The organism is Acinetobacter sp. 1130196, from assembly GCF_000588095.1.
Taxonomy (GTDB): domain Bacteria; phylum Pseudomonadota; class Gammaproteobacteria; order Pseudomonadales; family Moraxellaceae; genus Acinetobacter; species Acinetobacter nosocomialis.
Window position 1 is genome coordinate 1 of record NZ_JFWX01000029.1, and the last position, 26363, is coordinate 26363.

Sequence of the window (26363 nt, forward strand, 5' to 3'; positions counted from 1 at the left end):
ATTCTAAAATAAGTTCAATAGAACGAAATGAGTTACTTCAAACGGTTAAACATTTAGGCAGAACCCTATGGAAAAAATGGTCGGGTTATCACCGTCGTAGTTTGGTGGAAACCAAGATGCATTGCATCAAATTATTAGGTGATAGGCTGACGGCAAGACATTTTCAAAGTCAGGTCAATGAAATTCATGCGCGTGTGGCAGTTCTGAATAGATTTACGGAATTAGGTAGACCTCGCACCCAAGTTGTGTCTTAAATTTGAATGGATTGGGGAGAACTCAGCTTTTGAATGTTTATGCAACAAAGCCGTAGCTCAATAATCAATAGATTCACAAAAAAGTTTGATTTTATTGAATTCTGATTTGAAAAAAGCTTCTCATTTTGAGAAGCTTTTTTTATAAACATCAATATTGTTGGGTTGGTATGAAAATCAGTTTGTTAGGAAGTGGCCGTGTTGCTTTTCATTTGGCAAAGGCACTTTTGGCTAAGGGGCATAACATCGCACAAGTCTATGCGCGTGATTTTGAGAAAACCCAGAAATTTGCAGAACAAATTCAAGCAAAAGCATGTCAGTTTCTTCAAGAGTTTCAAGCGAGTGACTTAATTATTTTAGCTGTTTCAGACAGTGCTATTAGTGAACTTGCAATGCAAGTACACGCGTTATTTCCAGAAACGCTTATGGTTCATACTTCGGGTAGTACCAATATTGAAGTTATTAGTAATATTCATAAAAAAGCTGGGGTATTTTATCCTTTGCAGACTTTTAGTTTTGAAAGAGACGTCGATTGGCAAGCCACACCATTATTTGTAGAGGCGACTAATAAAAACGATTTAGTCATACTTTCTGATTTAGCAAATAGCCTAAGTAATCGAGTATATCAATACACCTCAAAACAGCGTTTAACTTTACATTTGGCGGCTGTATTTGTTTGTAATTTTAGTAACTACTGTTTTGATATGGCTAAACAGATTGTAGATGCAGAACAAGTCGACTTTAGCTTGCTTTATCCATTAATGGTAGAAACAGCAAAAAAAGCCACTGAAAATGATCCGAAACAAATGCAAACTGGGCCTGCGGTAAGGGGAGATGAAAATATCTTGGCAATGCATGAGGGTCTATTAACTCAAGCAAATAGGGATGACTTAAAACAGGTCTATCAACTTTTAAGTGATGGCATCGTGAAGCGCCATCACTCGGCTTAAAACTTATTTAAAAATTAAGGTTCGCCGTTATTGCCCCATTTTAAGAAGCCAGCACGCTGATTTAATAGTTCAAAATATTGGTCGACATGTTTAAGTGTTGGATGGTCAAAAGGAGTGGCCTTCCAGCGTTGTACAGATAGACCAATTGGAATATCCGCTAGAGTAAACTCAGTACCTGCAACATAGGCTTGAGTTTTTGCAAGTTGTTGGTCAAGAATCTGCATATGATGATTCCAGTTCTCAATACCTTGTTGCAATAAGTTAGGGTCTTGATGATCTGGTGAATGTCTAAGAAGAGACATAATCGTATAAGTCCAGCTGTTATTTAGCTCGATCGCTTGCCAATAAAGCCACTGGTCAACAAAGAACCTATCTTTTGCTTGAGTAGGGTAAAGCTTATGCTCTTTATCGTAAGCATTGGCGAGATAACGGATAATACTGTTGGACTGCCAAAGGACTAAATCGCCATCTAAAACAACAGGAATTTGACCATTTGGATTTAATTGTAAATATTCAGGTGATTGAGCAGAGCGAAAGCCTCGTCCCCAATCTTCTCTCTCATATTCAAGATTTAATTCTTCACACAGCCATAAGACTTTGCGAACATTAATGGAGTTATCACGCCCTAAAATTTTTAACATGGGTTTTCCTTAGTATTTTTTAGTATGGCAAGTACCAGTCTCTATAAATAGCTAGATTCGTTTAGATTGGCAATCATTAATTAATAAGTGGAAATAGAATATATAAGATATATGTTTATTTTTGATATTAAAAAGAAAAGGCCTAGTTTATTACTAAGCCTTTTTTATTATTTACTTAATCTTTTTAAAGATAAAGTCATTAATCTTATGACCCGACTCAATACCACGGCGTTCAAACTTAGTCACTGGGCGCCAGTCTGGACGAGGGTAGCTATTGCCTTTACCCGCCAAGTTTTCAAGGTTTGGACGGTTGTCTAGTACATCAAGCATCCATTCTGCATACGGTTCCCAGTCTGTTGCTGCATGGAAGGTACCACCAAGCTCAAGCTTCTGTTCGACCAGTTGCATACGCTCATGAATAACAAAACGGCGTTTGAAATGACGTTTCTTTTGCCAAGGGTCTGGGAAGTAAAGTTGTACGCAGTTGATACTGTTGTCTGGCATTTCACGTAAAACTTGAATCGCGTCTGCATCGAGTACACGTAAGTTTTTAAGTTCCGCTATACCTGCTTCATATAAACATTGGGCAATACCAGGTACGTGTACTTCAATGCCTACATAGTTGCGTTCAGGATTTGCTTTAGCCATAAGAACTAAAGAGCGGCCCATCCCAAAACCGATTTCAACAGTTAAAGGGCGCTCTGGATATTCAAAGTGTTGACGTAAGTCACCAACAGGATATTCCAAAATTAAATCGCGATGTTGTTCTAATGCCGTGCGTTGAGACGTATTAAGTGGTGCTGAACGACGCATAAACGTCACAATTTCACGGTGTTCAGGCAAATTGTCTAAGTCTGCAATTTGCGTTTCTAACTGATCGATCGACATAACCTTGGCAATATTGAAATTCAAATGCGGTATTTTAAGTCTTCAGGTGGTCAAGTCAAATATTTCGGTGTTTTTCTTCATGTAGATGTCATGATCAATATTTAATCTAAGAGACTAATTAAAACTCACATGAACAATTTTACTCATGAAAACTTTTCAGTTAAGAACACTTTCGGTTTTTTTAAGTGCATTTGGTGCATTTTCATATAGCTCTGTTGCTCAGGCGCAGCTTATGTTTAGTCAGTATGTTGATGGCAGTAGTAATAAAAAGGGTTTAGAAATTTATAACCCAGATGGTACTACAGTTAACTTAGCCGATTATGAGATTCAACAGTTTAATAATGGTGGCACTGCAAAGACAGCGACTTTCCGTTTACAAGGTACGCTTCCAAGTAAACAGAAGTTTTTAGTAGGTCGCTCAGAGTTGCAAACTGAGCTTGGTAGTAAAGTAAATCAGGTTGCTGCATTATCTTTTAATGGTGATGATGCAGTTGTGCTGGTTTATAAAGGCACACCTGTCGATCGTTTTGGGCGTATTGGTGAACGACCAGAGGCAGGTTGGGGAACAGCCGTTTCAAGTTTAGGAAATAGTTTTAAGCGTATTGAAACGGAAAACCCAGCTTTGAGTATCGATCCAACCGCAGCATTTGATTTGGACCACTCGTGGTCAGCATGGGCAAACCGAAATGATTTCTCAAATCTATCGGGTTCGACTACTCAACCGCCTGTGCAAACGGTCAGTTGTTCAAGCTCAGATACACCAATTGCCGATTTAGCATCTTCCACACAAAATCAAACTTATACAGTACGTGGCGTAATTACTGCTGACTATCGTTATGCTAATGGTTTTTCAGGCTTTTATGTTCAAACACCTGACACTAAAGCACGTGCAAATGTAAGCAATGCCATTTTTGTTTATATACCAAATAGCAGCATGGTAAAAGGTGGGCAAGTTGGTGATGAAGTCATCTTACGTGGTCGTTTAACAAGCTATCAAAATCAACTACAGATCGACCAATTACAACAAGATATTCAGACCTGTAATACTAATATGGCAAATCAGGTTCAGCCAATTAGTTTAGAGTTACCATTTACCAGCTTAACAGGCGGTTCAACCAATTCTCCACAGCGCTATCAAGGAATGTTGGTTAAATTACCTCAGACTTTAACGGTGAGTGAAAACTATAATTATGGTCGTTATGGTGAGTTATCGTTAAGTTTAGGCCGTTTATATATTCCAACCAACTTATATCCTGCCTTGTCGCCAGAAGCAAAAGCTTTAGCTCAGAAAAATTTATTATCGAAAATTATCTTTGATGATGGTTATAACAATCAAAACCGTACGCCATGGTTACCAACAAATTTTAGTGCTGCTAATACATTGCGTTCTGGCTATCAGCTTAAAAATGTTGAAGGGATTTTAGAGTATCGTTTTAATGGTTGGCGAGTACAGCCAGTGCTTGGACGTACGCAACCAGAAGTTGTTACTCAAACAAATCCACGCCAGAGTGTCATTACAAAAAATGCCAATCATATTCGTGTAGCTTCATTTAACGTTTTGAACTATGACAATGGTGCAACAGGTTTCCCAACAGAGCGTGGTGCAAACACACAAGCAGAGTTTGATAAACAGCACCGTAAAATTGTGAGTGCATTAAAAGCGATTGATGCTGACGTATACGGTTTGATGGAAATTGCAAACAATGGTTATGGTCCAAACAGCGCAATTGCTCATTTAACCAGTGCATTAGGTCCTGATTGGAAATATGTTATTCCTGAAAATTTGGATCGTTTAGGTGGCGATGTTATTGCTGTTGCGATTATTTATAACAGCAAGCGTGTTAAGCCTTTAAACAAACCTGTTGTGCTTGATTTGGGTGATAAAAACCGAACAACCTTAGCACAAACTTTCCAAGCTGTTCGTGGTAATAAAACGTTTACCGTTATTCCAAACCATTTAAAGTCAAAAGGTTGTACTGGAGTAGATGCGAACTCTACTGACGCTGATCAAAATGATGGTCAAGGATGTTGGAATCCAACCCGTGTGAAAGCAGTTGACCAAATTGTGCAGTGGCTAGCGAAAAATCCAACTCAAGTTCCTAAGCAAAATGCTTTACTCGTTGGAGATATGAATAGCTATGCAAAAGAAGCACCAATTTTAGCTTTTGAAAAAGCTAACTATAAGGTTCTCCTCAATGATGCTAAGGTTGGACAAGGCGCTCAGGCATATAGCTATGTGTTTGGTGTGGCAAGTGATGCAAATGGTAATGGGGGAGCGGGTAACTTAGACCATGCAATTGCCGATGCAGATTTATATCCAAAAGTAGTGCGTACTTTTGCTTGGCATATCAATGCAGATGAACCAACTGTTCTAGATTACAACGAAGAATATAAAACTGATGAGCAAAAGGCTCTGTTTTATGGTGAAGATGCTTATCGTTCTTCGGACCATGATCCTGTCATTGTCGATCTAGATTTAAATGGTAAAGATTCAAGTCATCCTGATAATGGCAACAAAAATCCTATTTTGGATTTCCTAAACCAATTAGTGGAATGGATTAGCCAACTTTTTAAACGTAATTAACGGTAAAAAATGCGTGATAGGAATGTGTTTTATCATATTTTAAACAATCGTCACGCAAGACAACTTGCAAGGTCAAACTTTTTCAAGAATATTAGGTAGTGTAAGTAATTTATAAATTTACGCTTTTTTACAATTAAGGAATTGTACAAACCTTGCAGGTTTTTTAGAAGCAATTTAAAACGTTAATGTAAGATAAGAAGGATCAGATATGAAATTATATTATTCGCCAGGCGCATGTTCTTTAGCTGCACATATTATTTTAAATGAAATTAATGTTGATTTTGATTTAGAACGAGTAAATTTAAAAACACATAAAACAGAAAAAGGTGCAGATTATTACGAAATTAATCCAAAGGGCTATGTACCAGCTTTAGAAATTAACCCAGGTTTGATTTTGACGGAAAACGTGGCGATTTTACCGTTTCTTGCTCAGCATGATCCTAAACAAGATTTGATTCCTCCTTCAGGCTTAGGCCGTGCGAAAGTGTTGGAATGGTTGGGTTATTTGAACTCTGAATTACATGACGCCTATGCAGTATTTTTTGGCGCACCGTTAACAAGCGAAGAAAAAACCAAAGCTTACGCTGAAATAGACCGTCTTTTAAAATATATCGATAATTATCTGGCTGAGTCAGATTATGACTATTTGGTAAATGATAATTTTGGTCCAGCTGATGCATACTTATTTGTGTTAACAAATTGGTCAAATTCAATTGAGCATGATCTAACGCCATATAAAAATATTATTGCACTACGTAATAAAGTTGCAGAACGTCAATCTGTACAAATCGCGATGCGTGATGAAGGTTTAATTTCATAAGCTTTTAGATGCATTAAAAAAGCCCCTAATCAATAGGGGCTTTTTTAATATTGAATATAACTTAGTGTTGAGCTTTTTCTTTTACATCAGCAGCTGCATGTTCAACAGCTTGAGCTGTATCAGCAGTTGCTTTACGCGCAGTCGCTTCAGTTTGTGCAGCAGCATTTGCAGTAGTATCGGCAGCATGGTCAGCAGCAGCATCAATCTTAGCTGTAGCGTTGTCTGTAGCAGTTGCAATATCGCTCGCAGCTTTGTCACCAGCAGATTTAATATCTGCTGTTGCTTGTTTAGCAGCATTTTCTAAATGTTCACCTGTAGTCGCACCAGTTTCTGGAGCTTTCTCTTTATTACAACCAACAAGGGCAACAGTCGCAGCAAGACCTAAAGCAACAAGTAATTTATTCATTGTGTTTTTCCTTCTAATTCATGGCATCCAAAATTATGGATGTCTAAAATATAAACATAAAGTAACTGATTAATAAAGATCAAAAATTGTTAAAAAGTTGTAACTTCAACATTAAAAAAGCCTAGCATTTTGCAATGCTAGGCTTTCGCTCAATAACAGGATTTAACCAGTTTTATTGCCCAGAACGGATGATGTAATCAAACGCAGAGAGTGATGCTTTAGCGCCTTCACCTGTGGCAATAATGATTTGTTTGTAAGGTACAGTTGTACAGTCACCTGCAGCGAATACACCTTTTACATTGGTTTCGTTGCGGTCATTGACAATAATCTCGCCACGGTTGGTTAACTCAACCTCACTGTCTTTTAAGAAGTCAGTGTTTGGTAATAAACCAATCTGTACAAAGATCCCTGCAAGCTCTACCACATGCTCTTCATCAGTCGCACGGTCTTTATATTTAAGACCGGTTACTTGTGAACCGTCACCCAATACTTCTGTACTTAACGCATTCATAATTACTGTGGTGTTTGGCAAGCTGTTTAACTTGTTTTGCAACACTTGGTCTGCACGAAGTTTAGTGTCAAACTCAACCAGAGTTACATGCTCAACAATACCTGCAAGGTCAATTGCCGCTTCCACACCTGAGTTACCACCACCAATCACGGCAACACGTTTACCTTTGAACAGTGGACCATCACAGTGCGGGCAGTACGCTACACCACGGGTACGGTATTCAGCTTCACCCGGTACATTCATTTCTCTCCAACGTGCACCTGTTGAAAGGATCACAGTTTTCGATTCAAGTTTTGCACCGTTTTCAAGTTCAACTTCAACCAGACCATTTGCTGTTTGGTTGGCACCCGTGATTTTGCTGACACGTTGCAGGTTCATGATATCAACATCATATTCACGAACGTGTGCTTCCATCTCGGCTGCAAACTTAGGACCTTGAGTCTTTTGCACAGAAGTGAAGTTTTCAATGTCCATGGTATCCATGACCTGACCACCAAAGCGTTCAGCTACAATACCGGTGTTAATACCTTTACGTGCTGCATAGATTGCTGCTGTTGCACCCGCAGGTCCACCACCAATCACCAATACATCAAATGCATCTTTGGCATTGAGTGCTGCTGCATCTTTTTCAGCCGAGTTGGTATCAAGTTTTGCCACAATCTCTTCAAGCGTCATACGACCTTGACCAATGTGTTCGTTGTCCTGAAATACCATCGGCACAGCCATGATTTTGCGTTGTTCCACTTCGTCTTGGAAGAAAGCACCATCAATCATGGTTGCTGTAGTGTTCGGGTTATAAATGGCAATCAGGTTAAGCGCCTGTACCACGTCCGGACAGTTATGACAGCTTAATGATACGAATACATCAAAGTTAGCTTTTAGGTTTAAGCCTTTAATTTGATTTAAAACTTCATCCGACACTTTAGGTGCATAGCCAGACACTTGTAACAGAGCCAAGATCAAAGACGTAAACTCATGTCCCATTGGTAAGCCTGCAAAGAACACACGCGGTTGTTCACCTGCTTTAGCCACACCAAAGCTTGGACGACGTGTATTGTTACCGTCAAAACGGGCTGTTACTTTTTCAGAAAGCTCAGCGATTTCAGTTACTAATTCTTTAATTTGGGCAGCTTTATCTGATTCATCCAAAGCAGCAACTAATTCGATTGGACTTTCTAAACGTTCTAGGTAAGCTTTTAATTGAGTTTTAATGTTTTGATCTAACATCTGTTTTTACTCCAATGCATCCAAATTCTTTCAATAGATGCATAGTACGTGAAAACAATGAATAGGTAAAACAGTATGTTTTTATGTATTTGATCGGTTTTTTGAATGTTTGTTTGATTTAGGCATGAGTTGAAAATATTAAAAAGAGAATCCCAATCTCATTTTTACTTTTGCGGTATTTTAAAGTGAAAGTGTTTGAAAATTTATATATGTTATATGGCTGTAAAGATTTTATGTCATAACATTAAAAGGTAGTTTCATGTCATTGCAACGCGGTATTTATCAGCATTATAAAGGTAATCTCTATCAGGTTTTTTCTGTAGCAAAACACAGTGAAACTGAAGAGGAATTGGTCATTTATCAATGTTTATATGGTGATTATTCAACTTGGGTTCGACCACTTGATATGTTTACTGAAACCGTCCAAATGAGTGATGGTAGTGTCGTACCGCGTTTTAAATTAATCCAAAGTACTTAACTAAAACAGCTGTCATATAAAGAAGGAGTAAAATAGATGCCAAATACTATTTTCTTACAAAGAGTTGCTGATTTATATGACACCTTTAAACAGCATGACTCACAGCAGCCTGATCGTTTACAGCGATATCGCAATATTGAAGTAGAGTCTGCAAAATTACTCTCACAATTTATTCGTATGCAGCAAGCCAAAACTATTTTAGAAATTGGCACTTCGACAGGTTATTCAACTTTATGGTTAGCTGAAGCTGCACAGGCAACGGAAGGGCAGGTGACCACAGTTGAAATCGATGAAAAACGAAGTGCAGAGGCAAAACGCCATGTAGCTGAGTTAGAGCTCAGTGAAATTGTTCAATTTTGGGTAGGAGATGCAGCCGATTACTTAAAAGAGGCAAAAGAAACATTCGATTTTATTTTGTTAGATGCTGAACGTGATGTATATGAAAGTTATTGGCCAGATTTAAAACGATTAATTAAGGCTAAAGGTGGTGTTTTAGTGGTTGATAATGTGATATCTCATGCAGCAGAAGTAAATCCTTTTTTATCTTTGATTAAAAAGGATGCAGATTTTATGAGTAGTATTTTGCCTGTAGGTGCAGGTTTATGTTTAGTGGTCACAAAATAGTTTTACTGAAATAATTTCATATTCCAGTCGCGGCCTGTTTTGAGCAGGTCTTTTTTATAGTTGTTATGAGGCAATCACCAAAGAAAGTCGAGTAAAGTGCAAATTAAATTCTAAATATTTATGTACAAAAGCAGCTTTGTCTGTTGAACGTAATAAGTTGTCATAAACAAACTCAGGGACAGGATGATATAGATCTCCAGAACCGTCGCTATAAAAGATTTTTAAATGACGCGATGTAGCATTATATTTCCATGAAGTGACGACCGCTGTATTCACCATAAATGCACCCCTTTATTTCATATCAAACTTACTCAAAAATTAACCAGTTGTTTATTTGACATTACTCAATGTTTAAGTAACGGGGAAGGGCAGAATTGTAAAAGTATCAGTAGAAAATGTGATGTGCTTATTCAAAACAAAAGAACCATCCGATAAAGGATGGTTCTTCGAGTTTTTAAAATCTAAGAGAGATTAGATTTTACCAACTAGGTCGATAGATGGAGCAAGAGTAGCTTCACCTTCTTTCCATTTAGCTGGGCAAACTTCACCTGGGTGAGAGTGTACGTATTGAGCAGCTTTTACTTTGCGAAGAAGTTCAGATGCGTCACGACCGATACCGCCGGCGTTGATTTCAACGATTTGGATTTTACCTTCTGGATCGATAACGAAAGTACCACGGTCAGCTAAACCTTCAGACTCAATTAAAACGTCGAAGTTTTTAGAAAGAGTCCAAGTTGGATCGCCAACTAATGGGTATTGAATTTTCTTGATCGCGTCTGAAGTGTCGTGCCAAGCTTTGTGAGTGAAGTGAGTGTCAGTAGAAACACCGTAGATTTCCACGCCTAATTTTTGGAATTCAGCATAGTTGTCAGCTAAGTCTTCAAGCTCAGTAGGACAAACGAAAGTAAAGTCAGCTGGATAGAAGAATACAACAGACCATTTACCTTTAAGGTTAGTTTCGTTAACTTCAACAAATTGGCCGTTGTGGTAAGCAGTTGCTTGGAATGGTTTAACTTCAGTATTAATCAAGCTCATCATTGTCTCCATGATTGAGGTTTATATTTAAACTTGTTTACGAGATGTAGAATAAATAAAAATTCTTTATTGGGGAAATAGTATTTTTACATGACTAAAATCGGAAAATTGAATAATTGGAAAATTTCCGATTTTTAAGTCCCCAAATACTGTATTCGATTTGACTGCAAAAACATGTAAATCAAATGACAGTTATAGTAAAAGAAACTTGCCTAACAACATGAAGTCTATCTAGATAAAATTCAAGGGTAAAATTTTAAAAAATTAAAAATATATAAAAAACCAACTGTTTTACCTGAGGGGCATTAAAGCGTAAAATAGAGGATTGTTGAATTTTCAGGAAAATTTATCTGTGCTGAATGGTTTAAATATAGATCAATGGGTGATGGCGAGAGATCGTTACCGTTTAAATCGTTTGCGTAAAGATAAAAAAGCCGATACTTCAGAGATTGAAAAATTATTTGAACAGTCTAATGCAAAAGTTAGACAGCGTTTTGAACGTCTCCCTAAAATTAAACTGAATCAGGATTTACCTGTTTCGCAATATGCTGACCGTTTAATTGAAGCGATTCAAAAGCATCAAGTTATTATTGTGGCAGGGGAAACAGGCTCGGGGAAAACTACTCAGCTTCCTCAAATTGCCATGTTAGCGGGTCGTGGCTTAACGGGCATGATTGGTCATACGCAGCCACGTCGTTTAGCTGCACGTAGTGTTTCTCAGCGTATTGCAGAAGAAGTCGGCGAAAAGCTTGGCGAGTCAATTGGTTTTAAAATCCGTTTCAATGAACAAGGTTCACAAGATTCGATTGTAAGGTTAATGACTGACGGTATTTTACTTGCCGAGTTAGGCAATGACCGTTTTCTGTCCAAATATGACACCATCATTATTGATGAAGCGCACGAGCGCTCACTCAATATTGATTTTATTATGGGCTATTTAAAGCAATTGTTGCCAAAACGCCCAGATTTAAAAGTCATCGTGACCTCGGCAACTTTAGATGTAAATCGTTTTAGTAATTACTTTAATGATGCGCCTATTTTTGAGGTAGAAGGTCGTAGCTATCCGGTCGAAGTACGTTATCGCCCAATTTCAGAGATGAATATTGGCGGTAGTGATGATGACGAGTTCGACGATTTTGAAGAAAACCTTCCGCGTGCCGTCGTACAAGCTGTAGAAGAATGCTTTGCCGATGCAGAAGAAAAAGGCCATCCAGAACATGCAGATATTCTGATTTTCTCAAGTACTGAACAAGAAATTCGAGAATTACAGGAAACTTTGCAAAAATATGGGCCAAGGCATACCGAAATTTTACCTTTGTATGCACGCTTAGCCGTTTCCGAGCAACAAAAGATTTTTAGCCCAAGTGGAAAGGGCCGCCGTATTATTATTGCCACGAACGTTGCAGAAACTGCGCTGACTGTTCCAAATATTCGTTATGTAATTGATAGCGGTTTTGCACGTATATCTCGTTATAACTACCGCTCACGTGTGCAACGCTTACCAATTGAGGCAATTTCGCAGGCTGCGGCCAATCAACGTAAAGGGCGTTGTGGTCGTATTGCTCCGGGTGTGTGTATTCGTTTATATAGCGAAGAAGATTTTTTAAGCCGTCCCGAATTTACCGAACCTGAAATTAAGCGAACCAATTTGGCATCGGTAATTCTGCAAATGCAGAGCTTAGGCTTAGGTGAGCTAGAAAACTTCGATTTCATTGAGCCGCCAGATTTCCGTCTAGTTAATGATGGTCGTAAGCTACTCATTGAATTAGGTGCGCTAAACGAGAAGAAAAACGAACTGACTAAAGTCGGTCAAATGATGGCCCGTATGCCGATTGACCCTCGACTCGCGCGTATGATTGTGGGCGGTGCTCATTTTGGTGTGCTCAAGGAAATTTTGGTGGTGGTGAGTGCACTTGCAGTGCAAGACCCACGTGAGCGCCCAGCTGATAAACAGATGCAGGCTGACCAAAAGCATGCCTTATTTAAAGAGGCAGATTCAGATTTTCTGTTTTATTTAAAACTTTGGGATACTTTAAATCCTAAAGGTGAAGTAGGAATGTCGGAAAACAAGCGTCGTCAATTTGCTAAGCAGCATTTCTTAAGCTGGTTACGGTTACGTGAATGGAAACAGACGCACCAGCAGTTAGTTGAGCTGGCTGAAGGTTTAAAACTTAGTTTTAATGAAAAACCTGCAAATTATGAAAACTTGCATCGTGCGTTGCTGACTGGTTTATTATCGTTCATTGCCAATAAAACTGATGAACGTAATACCTTTATGGCAGTGCGTCAGCAAAAGGCTAAAGTTTTCCCTGCGAGTACGTTGCATAAAACCAATACTGCGTGGGTGATGGCTTTTGAGATGGTGGAAACATCTCAAGTTTATTTGCGTACATTAGCAAAAATTGATCCTGAATGGATTTTACTTGCTGCACGCGACTTATTGAAATATCACTATTTCGAGCCGCATTGGTCTAAAAAAGCCGGTATTGTAAATGCTTATGCACAAATCTCATTGTTTGGTTTAATTATTGAACCGAAGCGTTTGGTTAATTTTGAGAAAGTTGACCAACCTGCTGCCCATGAGATTTTCTTACGTGATGCATTAACCACAGGAAATCTGGGGACAGTTCCACCATTTTTAAAACATAACTTGCTTAAACTTGAAGAAGTAGAGCGAGTTGAAGATAAATTGCGTCGCCGCGATTTAGTGGTCGATGAAGAAACGATTTATCAGTTCTATGCCTCTAAAATTCCTGAAGAAATTGCGAGTCGTCGTAGTTTTGAAGATTGGCGTGCAACTGTAGAAGCAAAAAATCCGCGTTATTTATATGTAGAAGATGATGCGCTTTGGCTCAATGATCGTCCGACCACGCAGCAATTCCCTGATCATTTACATAATGGTCAGTTACGTTTGGCAACGACATATCGATTTGACCCAAGTCATGATGAAGATGGAGCAACGGTTCAAATTCCGGTACAGGCATTGCCGCAAGTGGATGAAAACATCTGGTCTTGGGGTATTCCAGGCTGGCGTTTAGATTTAATTGAAGCGCTATTAAAAGCTCTACCAAAAGATAAACGTCGTAATATAGTGCCTATTCCTGACACAGCTCGTAAGCTAATGCAGGGCATAGATGCGGTACATTTGCGACAGCATATTTTTAGCTATCTTGCATTTGCTTTACGCGGTGAGCAAATTACCGATAAAGATTTTTCATTTGAACGAATAGATCCGTATTTGGTGCCTTTTATTAAGGTCATTGATGAAAAAGGTAAATTAATTGCCAAAGGCCGTGATTTAGCTGAGTTGAAAGCTCGCTGTCGTGTTGAAACTCATCGTCCAGTAAAACAGCAAAAAGGCGAGTTTAAAACTTTCCCTGAAAACTTTACCTTTGAAGCTTCACAAAAGGTGACAGGTGTTGTTGTTAAACAATATCAAGCTTTAGTACCGACCAAAACTTTTGCTGAACTTGAAGCGAAAGATGAGTCCGGTGTGGTTATACAAACCTTTAATGATCAGGCTGAAGCCATTAAGCAGCATCGTGAAGGGATTATCCGTCTGGTCCATATGCAACTAGGTGACTTGATTCGCCAGTTGAAAAAGCAGATTTCAAAACCGCTTGCTTTGGCATATTCACCTTTGGGTGATAAAGCTAAGCTTGAGCAGATGCTGGTCTATGCTACGTTGCAAATGGCAATTACAACTTTGCCAATTAATGCTGATGAATTTAATAAGCTGCTAGATCAGGTCAAAAAGCAATTTTTGAGTTATGGTCAGCAAGCACTTGAGCAATTAAGTGATATTTACATTCAATGGCAGCAAATTCGTCGTCAGCTTTTAGTACTTGATCCGGATGTGTTTGGACGCAGTATTGATGATATTGAAGATCAGTTAGATCTCATGTCACTTGGTAACTTTGTTTACTGCCAACCAGTCGATCTTTGGCAGGAATATCCGCGTTATTTAAAAGCGCTGCTATTGCGTTTAGATCGATTGCCAAATAATCTACAGCGAGATCATGCCGCTATTGATGATGTCGATCCATGGATGGACAAGGTATTTAAATTCAAAAACGATCCAAGAATCAAAGAATTGTATTTGATGTTGGAAGAATTTCGCATTTCTTTATTTTCTCAGCCGATGAAAACCAAGATGCCTATTTCACCAACTCGACTGCAAAAGTTATGGGATCGTTTGGGAATCAGTTAAGATAGATCGGGGTTTGTTTATGCGTTTGTTTAGCCTACAACGCAATTTATAAATGAAAGATTAACAGACCCTATTCATTTTTTTAGGAGTTTTACATGGGCATTCGTATCACAGGTACTGGGTTATTTCACCCAACAGAAATCATTTCTAATGAAGAACTGGCCGACAGTTTAAATGCTTATGTGGAACAATATAACCAAGAGAATGCAGAGGAAATTGCAGCAGGTGAACTCGAAGAATTACGTGGTTCTAGTGCTGAATTTATTGAAAAAGCTTCTGGTATTAAGCGCCGCTACGTTGTTGAGAAATCAGGTATCCTCGATCCAACGCGTTTACGTCCGCGTTTGTCTGAACGTTCAAATGACGAACTTTCACTTCAAGCTGAATGGGGTGTAATTGCTGCAAAACAGGCAATGGAAAATGCAGGGGTAACTGTTGAAGATATCGATGTTGTGATTTTGGCATGTTCAAATATGCAGCGCGCTTATCCGGCTGTAGCAATTGAAATCCAGTCGGCACTTGGTATTCAAGGTTATGCCTATGACATGAACGTGGCATGTTCAGCTGCTACTTTTGGTTTGAAACAAGCAGCAGATGCAATTCGTTCAGGCGCTCGCCGTGTTTTATTGGTGAATGTCGAGATTACATCTGGTCACCTAGACTACCGTAACCGTGATTGTCACTTCATTTTTGGTGATGTTGCGACCGCTTCTATTATTGAAGAAACCACTACTAAAACTGGTTTTGAAATTTTAGATATTCATTTATTTACTCAATTTTCAAACAACATTCGCAATAACTTCGGTTTCTTAAACCGTAGCGAAGATGCAGTGGTTGACGACAAGTTATTCCGTCAAGATGGCCGCAAAGTCTTTAAAGATGTTTGTCCGTTGGTGGCAAAAATCATTAATGCCCAGTTGGAAAAAATGCAGTTAACTGCAAACGATATTAAGCGTTTCTGGTTACACCAAGCTAATGCCAACATGAATGAATTAATCTTGAAATATGTGGCTGGTAAAGATGCAGATCTAAGCCGTGCACCAATTATTCTAGATGAGTTTGCCAATACCTCTTCAGCAGGTGTAATTATTGCTTTACACCGTACAGGCCACGAAGTAGATGATGGTGAGTATGGCGTGATTTCATCTTTCGGCGCTGGTTATTCAGTAGGCTCGATTGTTGTACAAAAGCACGTTGCTTAAGTTACTAGATTAATTAAAAAACGCTCGTAAGAGCGTTTTTTTATGGCTCAAAAATAATAAAGCGGACCAAAAGTGGCCCGCTTAAGTTAAATCAAAATGATTAAAACTTTTTAGTGTAGTTTACAAACAGACGATCTTCACCAAAGTCATTGCCATGTTTTACGTTGTAATCAATTCGAATGTATTGCAGGGCAAGACCTTTTAAGAAAGGCTGCTGAAATGCATAGTTTAAAATCACATTCGACTCGGTTTCGTGGTTTTTCTCGCCATTGGCTGCTTTAAAGTCATGGCCATAGACATATTTCACCATCGCGTTTAAGCCCGGCACGTAATCTTTAAAGTCGTAGCCGTACATAACGTGGTAAGACTTTTCTTCTTTTTTAAAGAATCCCGTGGCATTCCAGTTAATGAAATAAGTCTCTGGTAAAAAGCCATCCGGTAAGGGATAAGCCGACTCGCCGATAATTTGTTGGTACCCCAAACCAAAGGTATGATTTTTCACTTTAAGTGTCTCTAATACCCCAATGTTTTGCGCATCAATATCAAAAGCATTACCGTCATTTTTTGCATTGAAGTATTTAAACTTAGAGGTGAGGGCAAAATTAGGTTGTTTCCAATTATGCTCAAGTCCTACATAGTGTTTATTGTAGAGATCTTCCAAATTACCAAAGTAATATTCACCCTTGAGTGTCGGCGTAAATTGATAGCGCAGGTCAATGTAGTTCAGGCCATCAGATTCTTTGGTAATGCCATTTGAAGTGAACGAAAACTTTTTAAAATCCTCTTCATTTCGTGGCGACACTTTTTCAACCCGACCAATTTCAGCATAAAGCTGATCTGAAAGTTGTGACTTAAGATTGGTTCCCCAATAAGAGGCAAGTAATTGTCGGCTGGCATCGACAGCCGTTACAGGTAAATCCAACCAGAGTTCACCCACACTTAAAAGGGTTTTGTCATAGCCTAGTTTTAAGGTTGCACCGTATTTTAAAAAGTCGGATGCTTGTGATTGAGTTTCTTTATTAAAAGGCAAAACCGTGTCCGCAACGTGTTTGTCTGAACTTAAACGCACGGCATATTGAACAGAAGCATCAGCTCCAATGGTTATAGGCTTATCTGCTATGACTAGTGGAGTGTCATGCATTTTTGACTTATAAAATAATGACGCTGCTTGAGACCAGCTACCTGTGTCTTTGAGAGTGTCATTGTCAAAATTACGGTTGATATAGGCATTTTTTAGCGTGAACTTCCATTCATCTTCACTTTGTTGAGTGGTGTCTGCTGCCCATAAACTTGAGCTAGTCAATAAACCTAATAATGTGGCTATTGCTAAATTACATGGTTTAAAGCGGTGTAATAATTCCATAATCCATTTCCAAAAAGATGCGCCAATCCTCGGCGCATTTGTGTTTACTGCTGGGTAAGCGTGTTTTGAGGGTTAAAAGTTGATGGCGTTTGTGCGGTAACAGAGGCTTTTAGATTGACCATAAATATTGCAAGTGCAGCAATCACACCCGGAATTGCAATTGCTAAGAAATTCATTTGGTGAGGAAGCTCAAGTGTGAGTAGCGCTCCAGTTAAAACTGGTCCAATAATCGCACCGATACGGCCAATTCCAGAGGCCCAGCCCATGCCAGTTGAACGAAGTGCCGTCGGATAGAACTGGGCAACGAAAGTGTAGAGTAAGATTTGAGAACCAATTGTGGCAGCACCAGCAATCGCAATCAGGCTATATAAAATAAATTGTGGACTATTAATGCCAAGCAGAATTAAAGCTGCCGATCCCACAATAAACATAATGGTAATGACAGGTTTTAGATGGAATCTGTCCGCTAAAGCACCGCCACCAATTGCACCGACCATGCCGCCAATATTAAGTGCAAACAGGAATAACATGCTTGCACCTAACGAGTAGCCCGCTTGCAGCATGAGTTTAGGTAACCAGCTTCCTAAGGCATACACCATGAGTAAGCACATAAAGAAAGCAATCCAGAACATAAATGTGCTGAAGGTACGACCTTGTTGGAAAAGCGCACGGACAGGGGCATCGGTTGTGGTGCTTTCGTTTAACACCAGTTGTGTATTGGCGTTTACCTGCATTTCTGGCGCAATTTTACAAACAATACTTTTTGCCTGTTCGCTATGGTTCGATTTCACTAAAAAGGCGAGAGACTCTGGCAAAAATTTCCAGATTAACGGGAGTAGTAAAAGAGGAATACCCGCAATTAAAAACATGATTTGCCAGCCCATGTCTTTCACGAGCCATGCACCAAGTAGCGCTGATGTCATGCCGCCAATTGCGTAACCGCTAAACATGATTGCGACCAATGTACTGCGGATTTTTTTCGGTGCGTATTCGGTCATAAGTGCTACAACGTTTGGCATAACGCCACCAATTCCTAGACCTGCAATAAAGCGCAAAATGGCAAACTCAGTTGGTCCTTTGGCAAAGGCACCTATAAAGGTAAATCCGCTAAATAAGGTGACACAAATCAGGATGGTTTTTTTACGTCCAAGTTTGTCTGAAAGTGTGCCGAAAATCATGGCACCAAACATCATGCCGAATAGAGCGGCACTGGCGAGTAAACCAGCTTCAACAGCAGTTAACGACCATTGCTGCATTAATAGAGGAAGAGCAACCCCATAAATAACTAAATCATACCCATCAAAAATAATAATAAGTAAGCACCAGATTAAAACTTTCCAATGAAAAGGTGTAAAACGGGCTTTATCAATTAACTCATTAATATTAACCTTGCTCATATCCATTTTCTTCACCTCCAATTTGTGAAGCATCGCGTTATTTTTTAATAAACTATTTTGTTATTGGAATAGAGTCAAAAACCTAATTGATATATCTTTATGTCTTTAAGGTATTGTGTTTTTAATAAAGTAATATATTGAAATTTATAATTTATTTTAATAATTTTGGTTGTTGCTTCTTTTGTTTTTAAAATGGGGTCAAATATTATATTGTGAGAATTTTAAGGTTTTTATAGATATCTTTTTACAGATTTTATTGCTGAGAATCACAGCTAGAAATATAGCTAAATTTATATTAAGGGTTGAAGTGGAAATAAATAAAAATATTAAAGTCAATTATTTTAGAAACTCATCTTAAAAATGAAATTTAATTTATATTAAATGAAAATTGCCAAATCAGGAATAGCGGATTATTTGCATCCTGATTTGGCATTTGAAGCTTTATTTTAGTGCTGGGCGTTTAGATAAAAATTTAATTTGTGGCTGGATTTGAGCGTGGGGTAAGAATGAAATGGGCGATTACACCAATACAAATGCCCCAAAAAACTGAACTTAATCCAAGAAAATGCATACCTGATGCGGTAGCTAAAAAGGTAATAAGTGCAGCATCACGTTGACCATCATTTTTCATGGCAACAGAAATATTGGTGGCAATAGCACCTAACAAAGCTAAACCTGCCAGTGCTGCCACCAGCTCTTTAGGTAGTAAGCTAAAGAGCATGACAATACTGCCAGCAAATAAGCCTCCTAAAATATAAAAAATTCCGTTGGCAATCCCTGCGATATATCTTTTTTCTTTCAGTTCATGTGCATCTTTACCCATACATAAAGCAGCGGTAATTGAGGCAAGCACAATGGTAATACCACCGACACAGGCAACGGCTAACGAGGCAATACTGGTGGCCGTAATAATGGGTTTGGCTGGCGTGTCATAACCGCTGAGTTTCATAATCGCCATACCCGGTAAAAATTGGCCGGTTAGACTAACTAAAATAAGAGGAACGGCGAGATTGAGTGTTGAATTCCAAGTCCATTCTGGGCTAATCCACTGCGGGATTGCTAAATTAAAACTTACATCAACCGGATTCATCTTGCCTAAAATAAGGCTTAATAAAACTCCGGCAGCTAACACCCAAATCATGGTGTAGCGCGGCATTAAACGTTTGGCAATTAAAAAGACAATGAGCATGCTAAATACAATAAAAGGCATGCTATCAGATGCAGTAAATAGGTTAATACCGAACTGAAAAAGAATACCTGCCATCATGCCCGCAGCGACGTCTTGCGGAATCCATTTTAGTAATTTGTCGAAGTAACCTGTAATACCAATTAAAAAAATAACGATGGCAGAAGTAATATAGGCGGCTACTGCTTCATTCAAGGAGATATTGGGAAATAGGGTAACTAACAGGGCAGTGCCCGGTGCAGACCACGCGGTGATGACAGGAGTTTTATATTTAATCGAAAGATAAATACCTGAAACGGCAGCACCAATTGAAATTCCCCAAATCCATGACACCATCATATCGGTGGACACATGGGCACGCTGAGCAGCTTGGAAAAAAATAATCAGTGGGCCTGAGTAAGAAATTAAAACTGCAAGAAAGCCAGCAACTGTTGCTGATATGGACCAGTCATTTTTTAATGTCTTGAACAGGGTTGCCATGTGTGATTGCCTCCATGCAAATCATGTTATTTACCCAAACATATAAAAAGATCAGGATTAACCCTGATCTCCACCTCCGACCGGAATGACCGATCCCGTCATATACGATGCGTCGTCTGATGCAAGAAATAAAATTGCATTGACTTGTTCTTGAATTGTGCCATAACGGCCCATAAATGTTCGATCTTTTGTTTGATCAACTACTTGTTGCATCCAGTCTTTTTCATTTTGACTTAACGGGTTGGTATTACGTGGTACTTTGCGAGGCGGTGCTTCGGTTCCACCCGTCGCAACGGCATTGACTCGAATTCCGTCTTTGGCATGTTCAAAAGCAAGCGATGCTGTTAAAGCATTTACCCCACCTTTAGATGCCGAGTAGGGAATACGATTAATACCACGGGTTGCAATGGAAGATACATTTACAATAACACCCGCTTGTTGCTTAATCATGGTCGGTAACACAGCGCGGCAGCACCATAAAGTTGGAAACAATGAGCGATTCACTTCCTTAATGATTTCTTCTTCGGAAAACTCTTCAAAAGGTTTCATCCAGATCGCGCCACCTACATTATTAATCAGGACATCGACCCGACCATAGTGTTCAATGGCTTTTACAACTACCGCTTGCGCGCCTGCATAGGTTTCTAGGTCAGCATTAATCGTGACAGCATCGCCACCTGCACGCTGAATTTCTTTGAGAACGTCTTCAACATATTCAGAGCGGTCAGCCATGACGACTTGTCCACCTTCAGCTGCAACTTGTAGTGCCACACCACGACCAATGCCTTGGGCACTACCCGTAACAATCACGACCTTATCGATAAATCTTTGACGGTTTGACATAGATAATTTCTCCACCTGTTAATTCGCAGAGAATTTTTCAAACAAGAAATTTGCTGGTTTGATATTTTCAGTTTCTAACCAACCACGTACAGCCTCTACCATCGGTACCGGGCCACATAGATAAACATCGACGTCGCCACCGTTTAACCATTCACTTTCAATATGACCAGTGACATAGCCTTTACGTTCATGGTTGCTCTCAGGGCTTGCGACCACAGTGCGGTATTCAAACCACGGGAACTTTTCCTGCAACTCGTTGAGCTTTTCTAAAGCAACCAAATCAAAGTCATTGGTTACGCCAAAAACCAAGCGAACAGGCTGTTCTGAACCTTTCTCTTCGAGTACTTGTAACATTGACATAAATGGGGCAATGCCAGTACCACCTGCCAGCATAAGCACTGGACGCACTACATTACGCAAATAGAAGCTGCCGAATGGTCCGGTAAAAGTCATTTTGTCGCCAGTTTTGGCATTCTTACTTAAGAATTCGCTCATTTTGCCATTTGGTACATTACGTACCACAAAGCCCGTTAAGCGATTGCCCGGTTTTGAGCTAAATGAATATGAACGGGTTTCGCCAGTTTCTGGAATGGCAACATTCACATACTGACCTGCAAGGAAATGAATATCCGGTTGGCCTTCATTAAGCTGAATATCAAATGTGATGGTTGAGTCTGATAAGTTTTCAACGCGGGCTAAAGTACCTTGGAAGCTATGAATTTCTGTTTTGCAAACATCTGACGACGCTTGAATCTGGAATACGGCGTCTGAAGTTGGTCGACATTGGCAAGCAAGAATATAGCCTTGTTCAGCTTCTTCCGGGGTTAATGCATCTTCAATATAGCTTTCTTCTGGCATGTCATAACTACCGGACTCGCAAAATGCGCGGCAAGTTCCACATGCACCATCACGACAATCCAAAGGAATATTAATTTTTTGGCGATAGGCTGCGTCAGATAGGGTTTCGCCTTGAGCTACGTTAATGAAACGTGTAACACCATCTTCAAATTGAAGTGCAACATTGTGGTTTGACATGGCATGTATCCTACAAAATATTTGAAACTTTTACCCTCAGCCAACAGTCCGGATAACTGAGGGGGTATGTCTTAAAGGTGGTAAATATCAATCACTTGATTGATATAGTCGTTTTTCAAAACGACATACTTGCTCAAGATTTTTGGTTGATCACCTGAAAAATCGATCACATAACGTGACATACCGAAATAGCTGTAATTTGTCTTGTAACGGAAACTCAAGGTATTCCAGTTAAAGCGAACAGTAACTTTGTCGCCGTCGCGATCGAGAACTTCAACGTTGGCAATATTGTGGCTTGTACGTGTGTCCGGCATGGTTGCGGATGAGCGCTCGGTTTTAATACGGAACACTCGATCTTCTAAACCTTGACGGTCTGGATAATAAATAAGTGAAATTTCAGATTGCGGATCTTCAGTTAATCTATCGTCGTCGTCCCAAGCTGGCATCCAGAAAGAAGCTTCTGGCGCATAGCATTCAAGCCAGTCATCCCATTGTTCATCATCTAAAAAGCGTGCTTCACGATAAAGAAACTGAGCAATATTTTCTAAAGTTGCTTTGTCTTGAGTACTCATGCTGTTTCTCCCTGATCAGCAATTTCTTTCTCTGATGCAATCGCATGTTTCATGGTTTTTAACCAATATTGATGCTGGGCCAGATACAGGCCTTCATCTTCAGTTTTGATACCACTTAACATCGGTTTTAAACCAATTTCGTTTGCTGCATCGTCCGGTCCATAAATCCAGTGTTTTGAACCGCGGCACATGTCATTCCATTCAAGTGCAATACCGGCGTAGCCTGCCTGACAAGCACGGAATTCTTCTAAATCGTCTGGTGTTGCCATACCTGAGGCATTAAAGAAATCTTCATATTGGCGGATACGGCGTGCACGAGCTTCAGGTGCTTCACCTTTAGGCGCGATACAGTAAATGGTGACTTCGGTTCGATTAACCGAAAGTGGGCGAAGTACACGAATTTGCGAACCGAATTGATCCATCAAATAAACATTTGGATACAGACAAAGATTACGTGAACGCTCAATCATCCATTTCGACATCGCTTCACCGTATTTTTCGGTATATTCATCTGCTTTTGGGAAGTTAGGACGGTCTTCTGGGTTTGCCCATTGTGTCCAAAGCAACATGTGGCCATTTTCAAAGCCATAAGAGCCACCGCCTTGTTTACCCCAAGAACCTGCACTCATTGCGCGAATGTTATCGGCAGCTTGAGTTTCTTTACGGTGTTGAGTCGTTGCTGCATAGTTCCAGTGAACAGCAGAAACATGGTAACCATCGGCACCATTTTCAGCGGTGAGTTTCCAGTTACCTTCGTAGGTATAGGTAGATGAACCACGTAAAACTTCCAAACCATGTTCAGATTGGTCAACAATCATGTCGATGATTTTGGTGGTTTCACCTAAGAATTCTTCAAGTGAAGGAACATCGGGATTTAAGCTACCAAATAAGAAGCCTTTGTAGCTCTCAAAACGAGCTACTTTTTTAAGATCGTGTGAGCCGTCTTGGTTAAAACAGTCAGAGTAACCTGCGTCAGTTGGGTCTTTTACTTTGAGTAATTTACCTGAGTTATTAAACGTCCAGCCGTGGAAAGGGCAAGTATACGTTGCTTTGTTACCACGCTTGTAACGGCAAAGTTGTGCTCCGCGGTGTGAACATGCATTGATCATGGCATTAAGTTCGCCGTTACGGTTACGGGCAATGATAATCGGCTGACGACCAATATAAGTCGTATAGTAGTCATTATTATTTGGAATTTGGCTCTCGTGTGCCAAGTAAACCCAGTTACCTTCGAAGATGTATTTCATTTCGAGGTCAAATAAGGCTTCATCAGTAAAAACTGAGCGGTGAAGTTTAAATTCACCTGTATCGATATTGTCTACAAGTAATTCATCAATACGGTCAAGATGGCTGGTATTGATTACAGGAATACGTGGCATGTCCGTTCTCCGACTTTCCAAAGGGTGGAAGTCATCAAGACCTTCGCTACGATTTAAAAGGTCTTGATATCCTAATATGTCAATGAAGCGCATAAACGCGTCGGGTGTTTAACCGCGAATGGATAAAGATAGATAGATCGAATGTTGGCCAGTATGATTTCAATCGGTGCTATACAAGTGATCTATAACTTCATCGGGTTATTGCTTGTATATACCTTAAAAGAATGGTTAAACTGTGTCTAAGACTGAATTTGCATTTTAATATATCTTAAAGGTATGGAAACCTGATGGAACTAAGACATTTACGGTATTTTGTGGCTGTTGTAGAAGAACAGAGCTTCACCAAGGCAGCCGAAAAACTATTTATTGCTCAACCGCCTTTGAGTCGGCAAATCCAAAATTTGGAAAGTGAGCTTGGCATTCAACTGTTTGAGCGTGGAAGCCGCCCTTTACAAACCACACCAGCAGGGCATTTCTTTTACCAGCATGCCGTTAAACTTTTGTCGAATGCTGAAGAAATAAAAAGTATGACCAAGCGTATTGGTCTCATCGAAAGAAGCATGACCATTGGTTTTGTCGGGTCTTTACTCTATGGTTTGCTGCCTCGAATCATTTATTTATTTCGTCAGCAGCAACCCCATCTGAATATTCAGCTCATGGAATTAAGTACTACTGAACAGTTACAGGCATTAAAAGAAGGCCGTATTGATGTTGGATTTGGACGTTTAAGAATTAGTGATCCCGCCGTGAGGCGTATCCTTTTACGTAAAGAGCGTTTGGTCGTTGCCGCGCATACCAGCCATCCAATTGCTCAGCGTACGGAAGGGGTATATCTGGCCGACCTCATTGATGAAAAGATGTTTATGTATCCCACCTCGCCAAAACCTAACTTTTCAACCCAGCTTTTGAACATCTTTGCCGAGCATAGTTTGGTTCCAAAAAATATGCATGAGATACGAGAAATTCAATTGGCTCTGGGCTTAGTCGCAGCGGGAGAAGGGATCTGTATTATTCCAGCAAGTGCCGATACCATTCGATTTCCACACTTAAACTATATTCCGATTTTAGATAACGGCGCGGTCAGTCCAATTTTTATTACTGCACGGGCAATGGACAGAAGTGAAGACTTACAATCATTGTTCGATTGTATTTATCAGGTTTATGACTTAGAAGGGATACCTTATCAACGGACTGTTTTTACACTCGACCAGAACCCGATAGATGATTCAAATGGTATCGACTCTTAAATAAGGGAGGTGCATAGCCTCAAGGTTGAAGCTATGCGTTAAATGGTTCTAGAAAGCCCAAATCAGTTTTAGCCAGCTGGTATGGCCTTCGGGACGATATTCGACTTCGGTTTCTTTTAAAAATTTGGCTTCGATAGACCAGTTCTTATCGGCATATTGAATGCCTGGTCCAATTGCAAAAGCCTGTCCTTTAAAACCAATGTCATTTCCGTTTACTTTGTCATCTGTGATTTGTTTAAAAGCATAGCCTTCAACTGCAAGTTTGAGTTTGGGGTTAATGCGGTAACCTAAGCTATAGTCACCTGCAATGTATTGTCCAGACTGGTAGTCGGTTGCATCGTTACGTGTATTCCAGCTATAAGACAATTTAGTTGAAAGATCTAACCCTGCCGCATTGGCATAACTATAGGCAAGAATAGGTCGAATGGTGTGATAGTTTTTCCCGAGATTAGCTTCAACTGGATGTGTCTCACTTGGAGTTTCATATTCACCTGTCCCCAGTACGGTTTCTAAAGCTGCAATCCAGTGATGATTTCCTTGATGCCAGCCGAGCATACCACCCAAAATCAAGTCTCCGAGTCCTTGGTTTGAGTCAGCCATTCCATTTATTTTGAGTCTTAGATCAACCAATGGCTGGGCTGCATAAAGCCCGAGTTGTCCATCCAGAATTTTTTGATCGGTCATCCAGACCAAACGAGGAACCACAGCATTGACATCAACATGGAACTGATCGGGACCATTTTGAAACTCTGATGCGTGGTAATTTTGATAATAACTGAGTAAGTAGACACCAACAGGTGGTAAGGCACCCGCCATCATACCTTCGGCACCTAATGCAAAAGAGTCTGAGCCATTTTCTGTCGCAAATGCAGAGGGAAGGTAAAGGGCACTGATTACACCACATATGATTGCAGCAATTTTGTTATTCATAGAATGTCCTATTCTGTGTTGTTTGGCTTGTCACTAAAAAACGTTATTCCTTAACGATTTTTAAAAATCTAAGTCTGTTTAACCTAAAAATTTGGGATGCAAAC

The 26363-nt window shown here is 39.7% G+C and carries 21 protein-coding genes and 3 pseudogenes; 10 read left to right on the forward strand and 14 right to left on the reverse strand.

The window, feature by feature from the left end; all coding sequences use genetic code 11:
• Together J671_RS17855 and J671_RS17860 are read left to right on the forward strand one after the other, a co-directional pair.
• A pseudogene (locus J671_RS17855) lies at positions 1-254 on the forward strand (IS5/IS1182 family transposase); the annotation flags it as partial.
• Between the two features lie 167 nt (positions 255-421).
• A complete protein-coding gene (locus tag J671_RS17860; RefSeq protein WP_004888020.1) occupies positions 422-1201 on the forward strand; it encodes a Rossmann-like and DUF2520 domain-containing protein in 780 nt (259 codons plus the stop codon).
• Between the two features lie 14 nt (positions 1202-1215).
• Here J671_RS17860 and J671_RS17865 read toward each other — a convergent pair whose 3' ends face one another.
• Positions 1216-1842 carry a glutathione S-transferase family protein gene (locus J671_RS17865; RefSeq protein ID WP_031982990.1) on the reverse strand — a complete coding sequence of 209 codons (627 nt, stop codon included), beginning with the start codon at positions 1840-1842 and terminating at the stop codon, positions 1216-1218.
• A 171-nt stretch (positions 1843-2013) separates the two neighbouring features.
• On the reverse strand, positions 2014-2730 hold the full coding sequence (trmB, locus tag J671_RS17870; protein WP_004888016.1) for a tRNA (guanosine(46)-N7)-methyltransferase TrmB: 717 nt from the start codon (positions 2728-2730) through the stop codon (positions 2014-2016).
• A 145-nt stretch (positions 2731-2875) separates the two neighbouring features.
• Here trmB and J671_RS17875 point away from each other — a divergent pair, with 145 nt between their 5' ends.
• Complete coding sequence (locus tag J671_RS17875; RefSeq protein ID WP_004888014.1) at positions 2876-5314, forward strand: ExeM/NucH family extracellular endonuclease; 2439 nt, start codon at positions 2876-2878, stop codon at positions 5312-5314.
• A 208-nt stretch (positions 5315-5522) separates the two neighbouring features.
• Positions 5523-6134 (forward strand): glutathione binding-like protein, encoded by a 612-nt coding sequence (locus J671_RS17880; protein ID WP_002156856.1) that lies wholly within the window; start codon positions 5523-5525, stop codon positions 6132-6134.
• A gap of 61 nt (positions 6135-6195) precedes the next feature.
• On the opposite strand, the gene J671_RS17885 is transcribed toward J671_RS17880, so the two are convergent.
• The gene (locus J671_RS17885; RefSeq protein WP_002156827.1) at positions 6196-6540 is read right to left on the reverse strand and encodes a hypothetical protein; all 345 of its coding nucleotides are present in this window, start codon (positions 6538-6540) and stop codon (positions 6196-6198) included.
• Between the two features lie 172 nt (positions 6541-6712).
• Positions 6713-8278 carry an alkyl hydroperoxide reductase subunit F gene (ahpF, locus tag J671_RS17890; protein ID WP_004841771.1) on the reverse strand — a complete coding sequence of 522 codons (1566 nt, stop codon included), beginning with the start codon at positions 8276-8278 and terminating at the stop codon, positions 6713-6715.
• 259 nt (positions 8279-8537) lie between these two features.
• Between ahpF and J671_RS17895 the strand changes: the two genes are divergently transcribed.
• Both J671_RS17895 and J671_RS17900 read left to right on the forward strand, forming a co-directional pair.
• Positions 8538-8756 (forward strand): DUF1653 domain-containing protein, encoded by a 219-nt coding sequence (locus J671_RS17895; protein ID WP_004888012.1) that lies wholly within the window; start codon positions 8538-8540, stop codon positions 8754-8756.
• Positions 8757-8792: 36 nt separating this feature from the next.
• On the forward strand, positions 8793-9380 hold the full coding sequence (locus tag J671_RS17900; protein WP_004888011.1) for an O-methyltransferase: 588 nt from the start codon (positions 8793-8795) through the stop codon (positions 9378-9380).
• A gap of 63 nt (positions 9381-9443) precedes the next feature.
• Here the strand turns inward: J671_RS17900 and J671_RS17905 are convergent, their stop codons facing one another.
• Together J671_RS17905 and ahpC are read right to left on the reverse strand one after the other, a co-directional pair.
• Positions 9444-9659, reverse strand: a complete 216-nt coding sequence (locus J671_RS17905; protein ID WP_002049514.1) for a KTSC domain-containing protein — start codon at positions 9657-9659, stop codon at positions 9444-9446.
• Positions 9660-9851: 192 nt separating this feature from the next.
• On the reverse strand, positions 9852-10415 hold the full coding sequence (gene ahpC, locus J671_RS17910) for an alkyl hydroperoxide reductase subunit C (RefSeq protein WP_002049519.1): 564 nt from the start codon (positions 10413-10415) through the stop codon (positions 9852-9854).
• A 352-nt stretch (positions 10416-10767) separates the two neighbouring features.
• Between ahpC and hrpA the strand changes: the two genes are divergently transcribed.
• Entirely contained in the window at positions 10768-14625 is a 3858-nt protein-coding gene (hrpA, locus tag J671_RS17915) for an ATP-dependent RNA helicase HrpA (protein ID WP_004888010.1), read from the forward strand.
• Between the two features lie 95 nt (positions 14626-14720).
• Complete coding sequence (locus J671_RS17920) at positions 14721-15827, forward strand: beta-ketoacyl-ACP synthase III (protein WP_004888009.1); 1107 nt, start codon at positions 14721-14723, stop codon at positions 15825-15827.
• A gap of 100 nt (positions 15828-15927) precedes the next feature.
• Here J671_RS17920 and J671_RS17925 read toward each other — a convergent pair whose 3' ends face one another.
• From J671_RS17925 to benA, 7 genes and pseudogenes are all read right to left on the reverse strand, one after another.
• A complete protein-coding gene (locus J671_RS17925; protein ID WP_004888008.1) occupies positions 15928-17190 on the reverse strand; it encodes an OprD family outer membrane porin in 1263 nt (420 codons plus the stop codon).
• 44 nt (positions 17191-17234) lie between these two features.
• Positions 17235-18593: an aromatic acid/H+ symport family MFS transporter gene (locus J671_RS17930; protein WP_004888007.1), complete on the reverse strand. Its 1359-nt coding sequence runs from the start codon at positions 18591-18593 to the stop codon at positions 17235-17237.
• Positions 18594-19059: 466 nt separating this feature from the next.
• On the reverse strand, positions 19060-20253 hold the full coding sequence (benE, locus tag J671_RS17935; protein ID WP_004709804.1) for a benzoate/H(+) symporter BenE: 1194 nt from the start codon (positions 20251-20253) through the stop codon (positions 19060-19062).
• Between the two features lie 57 nt (positions 20254-20310).
• Positions 20311-21096: a 1,6-dihydroxycyclohexa-2,4-diene-1-carboxylate dehydrogenase gene (locus tag J671_RS17940; protein WP_004888006.1), complete on the reverse strand. Its 786-nt coding sequence runs from the start codon at positions 21094-21096 to the stop codon at positions 20311-20313.
• A gap of 18 nt (positions 21097-21114) precedes the next feature.
• On the reverse strand, positions 21115-22131 hold the full coding sequence (gene benC / locus J671_RS17945; protein WP_004888004.1) for a benzoate 1,2-dioxygenase electron transfer component BenC: 1017 nt from the start codon (positions 22129-22131) through the stop codon (positions 21115-21117).
• A 10-nt stretch (positions 22132-22141) separates the two neighbouring features.
• Positions 22142-22703: pseudogene (gene benB / locus J671_RS17950) on the reverse strand (benzoate 1,2-dioxygenase small subunit).
• Positions 22700-24082: a benzoate 1,2-dioxygenase large subunit gene (gene benA / locus J671_RS17955; RefSeq protein ID WP_001137400.1), complete on the reverse strand. Its 1383-nt coding sequence runs from the start codon at positions 24080-24082 to the stop codon at positions 22700-22702. Before benA ends, benB begins: the two are co-directional and overlap by 4 nt.
• A gap of 174 nt (positions 24083-24256) precedes the next feature.
• Between benA and J671_RS26330 the strand changes: the two are divergent.
• A pseudogene (locus tag J671_RS26330) lies at positions 24257-24325 on the forward strand (hypothetical protein); the annotation flags it as partial.
• A 44-nt stretch (positions 24326-24369) separates the two neighbouring features.
• The gene (locus J671_RS17960) at positions 24370-25329 is read left to right on the forward strand and encodes a LysR family transcriptional regulator (RefSeq protein WP_000423281.1); all 960 of its coding nucleotides are present in this window, start codon (positions 24370-24372) and stop codon (positions 25327-25329) included.
• Between the two features lie 48 nt (positions 25330-25377).
• On the opposite strand, the gene J671_RS17965 is transcribed toward J671_RS17960, so the two are convergent.
• Positions 25378-26259, reverse strand: a complete 882-nt coding sequence (locus tag J671_RS17965) for a SphA family protein (RefSeq protein ID WP_004887999.1) — start codon at positions 26257-26259, stop codon at positions 25378-25380.
• Positions 26260-26363: the final 104 nt, after the last annotated feature.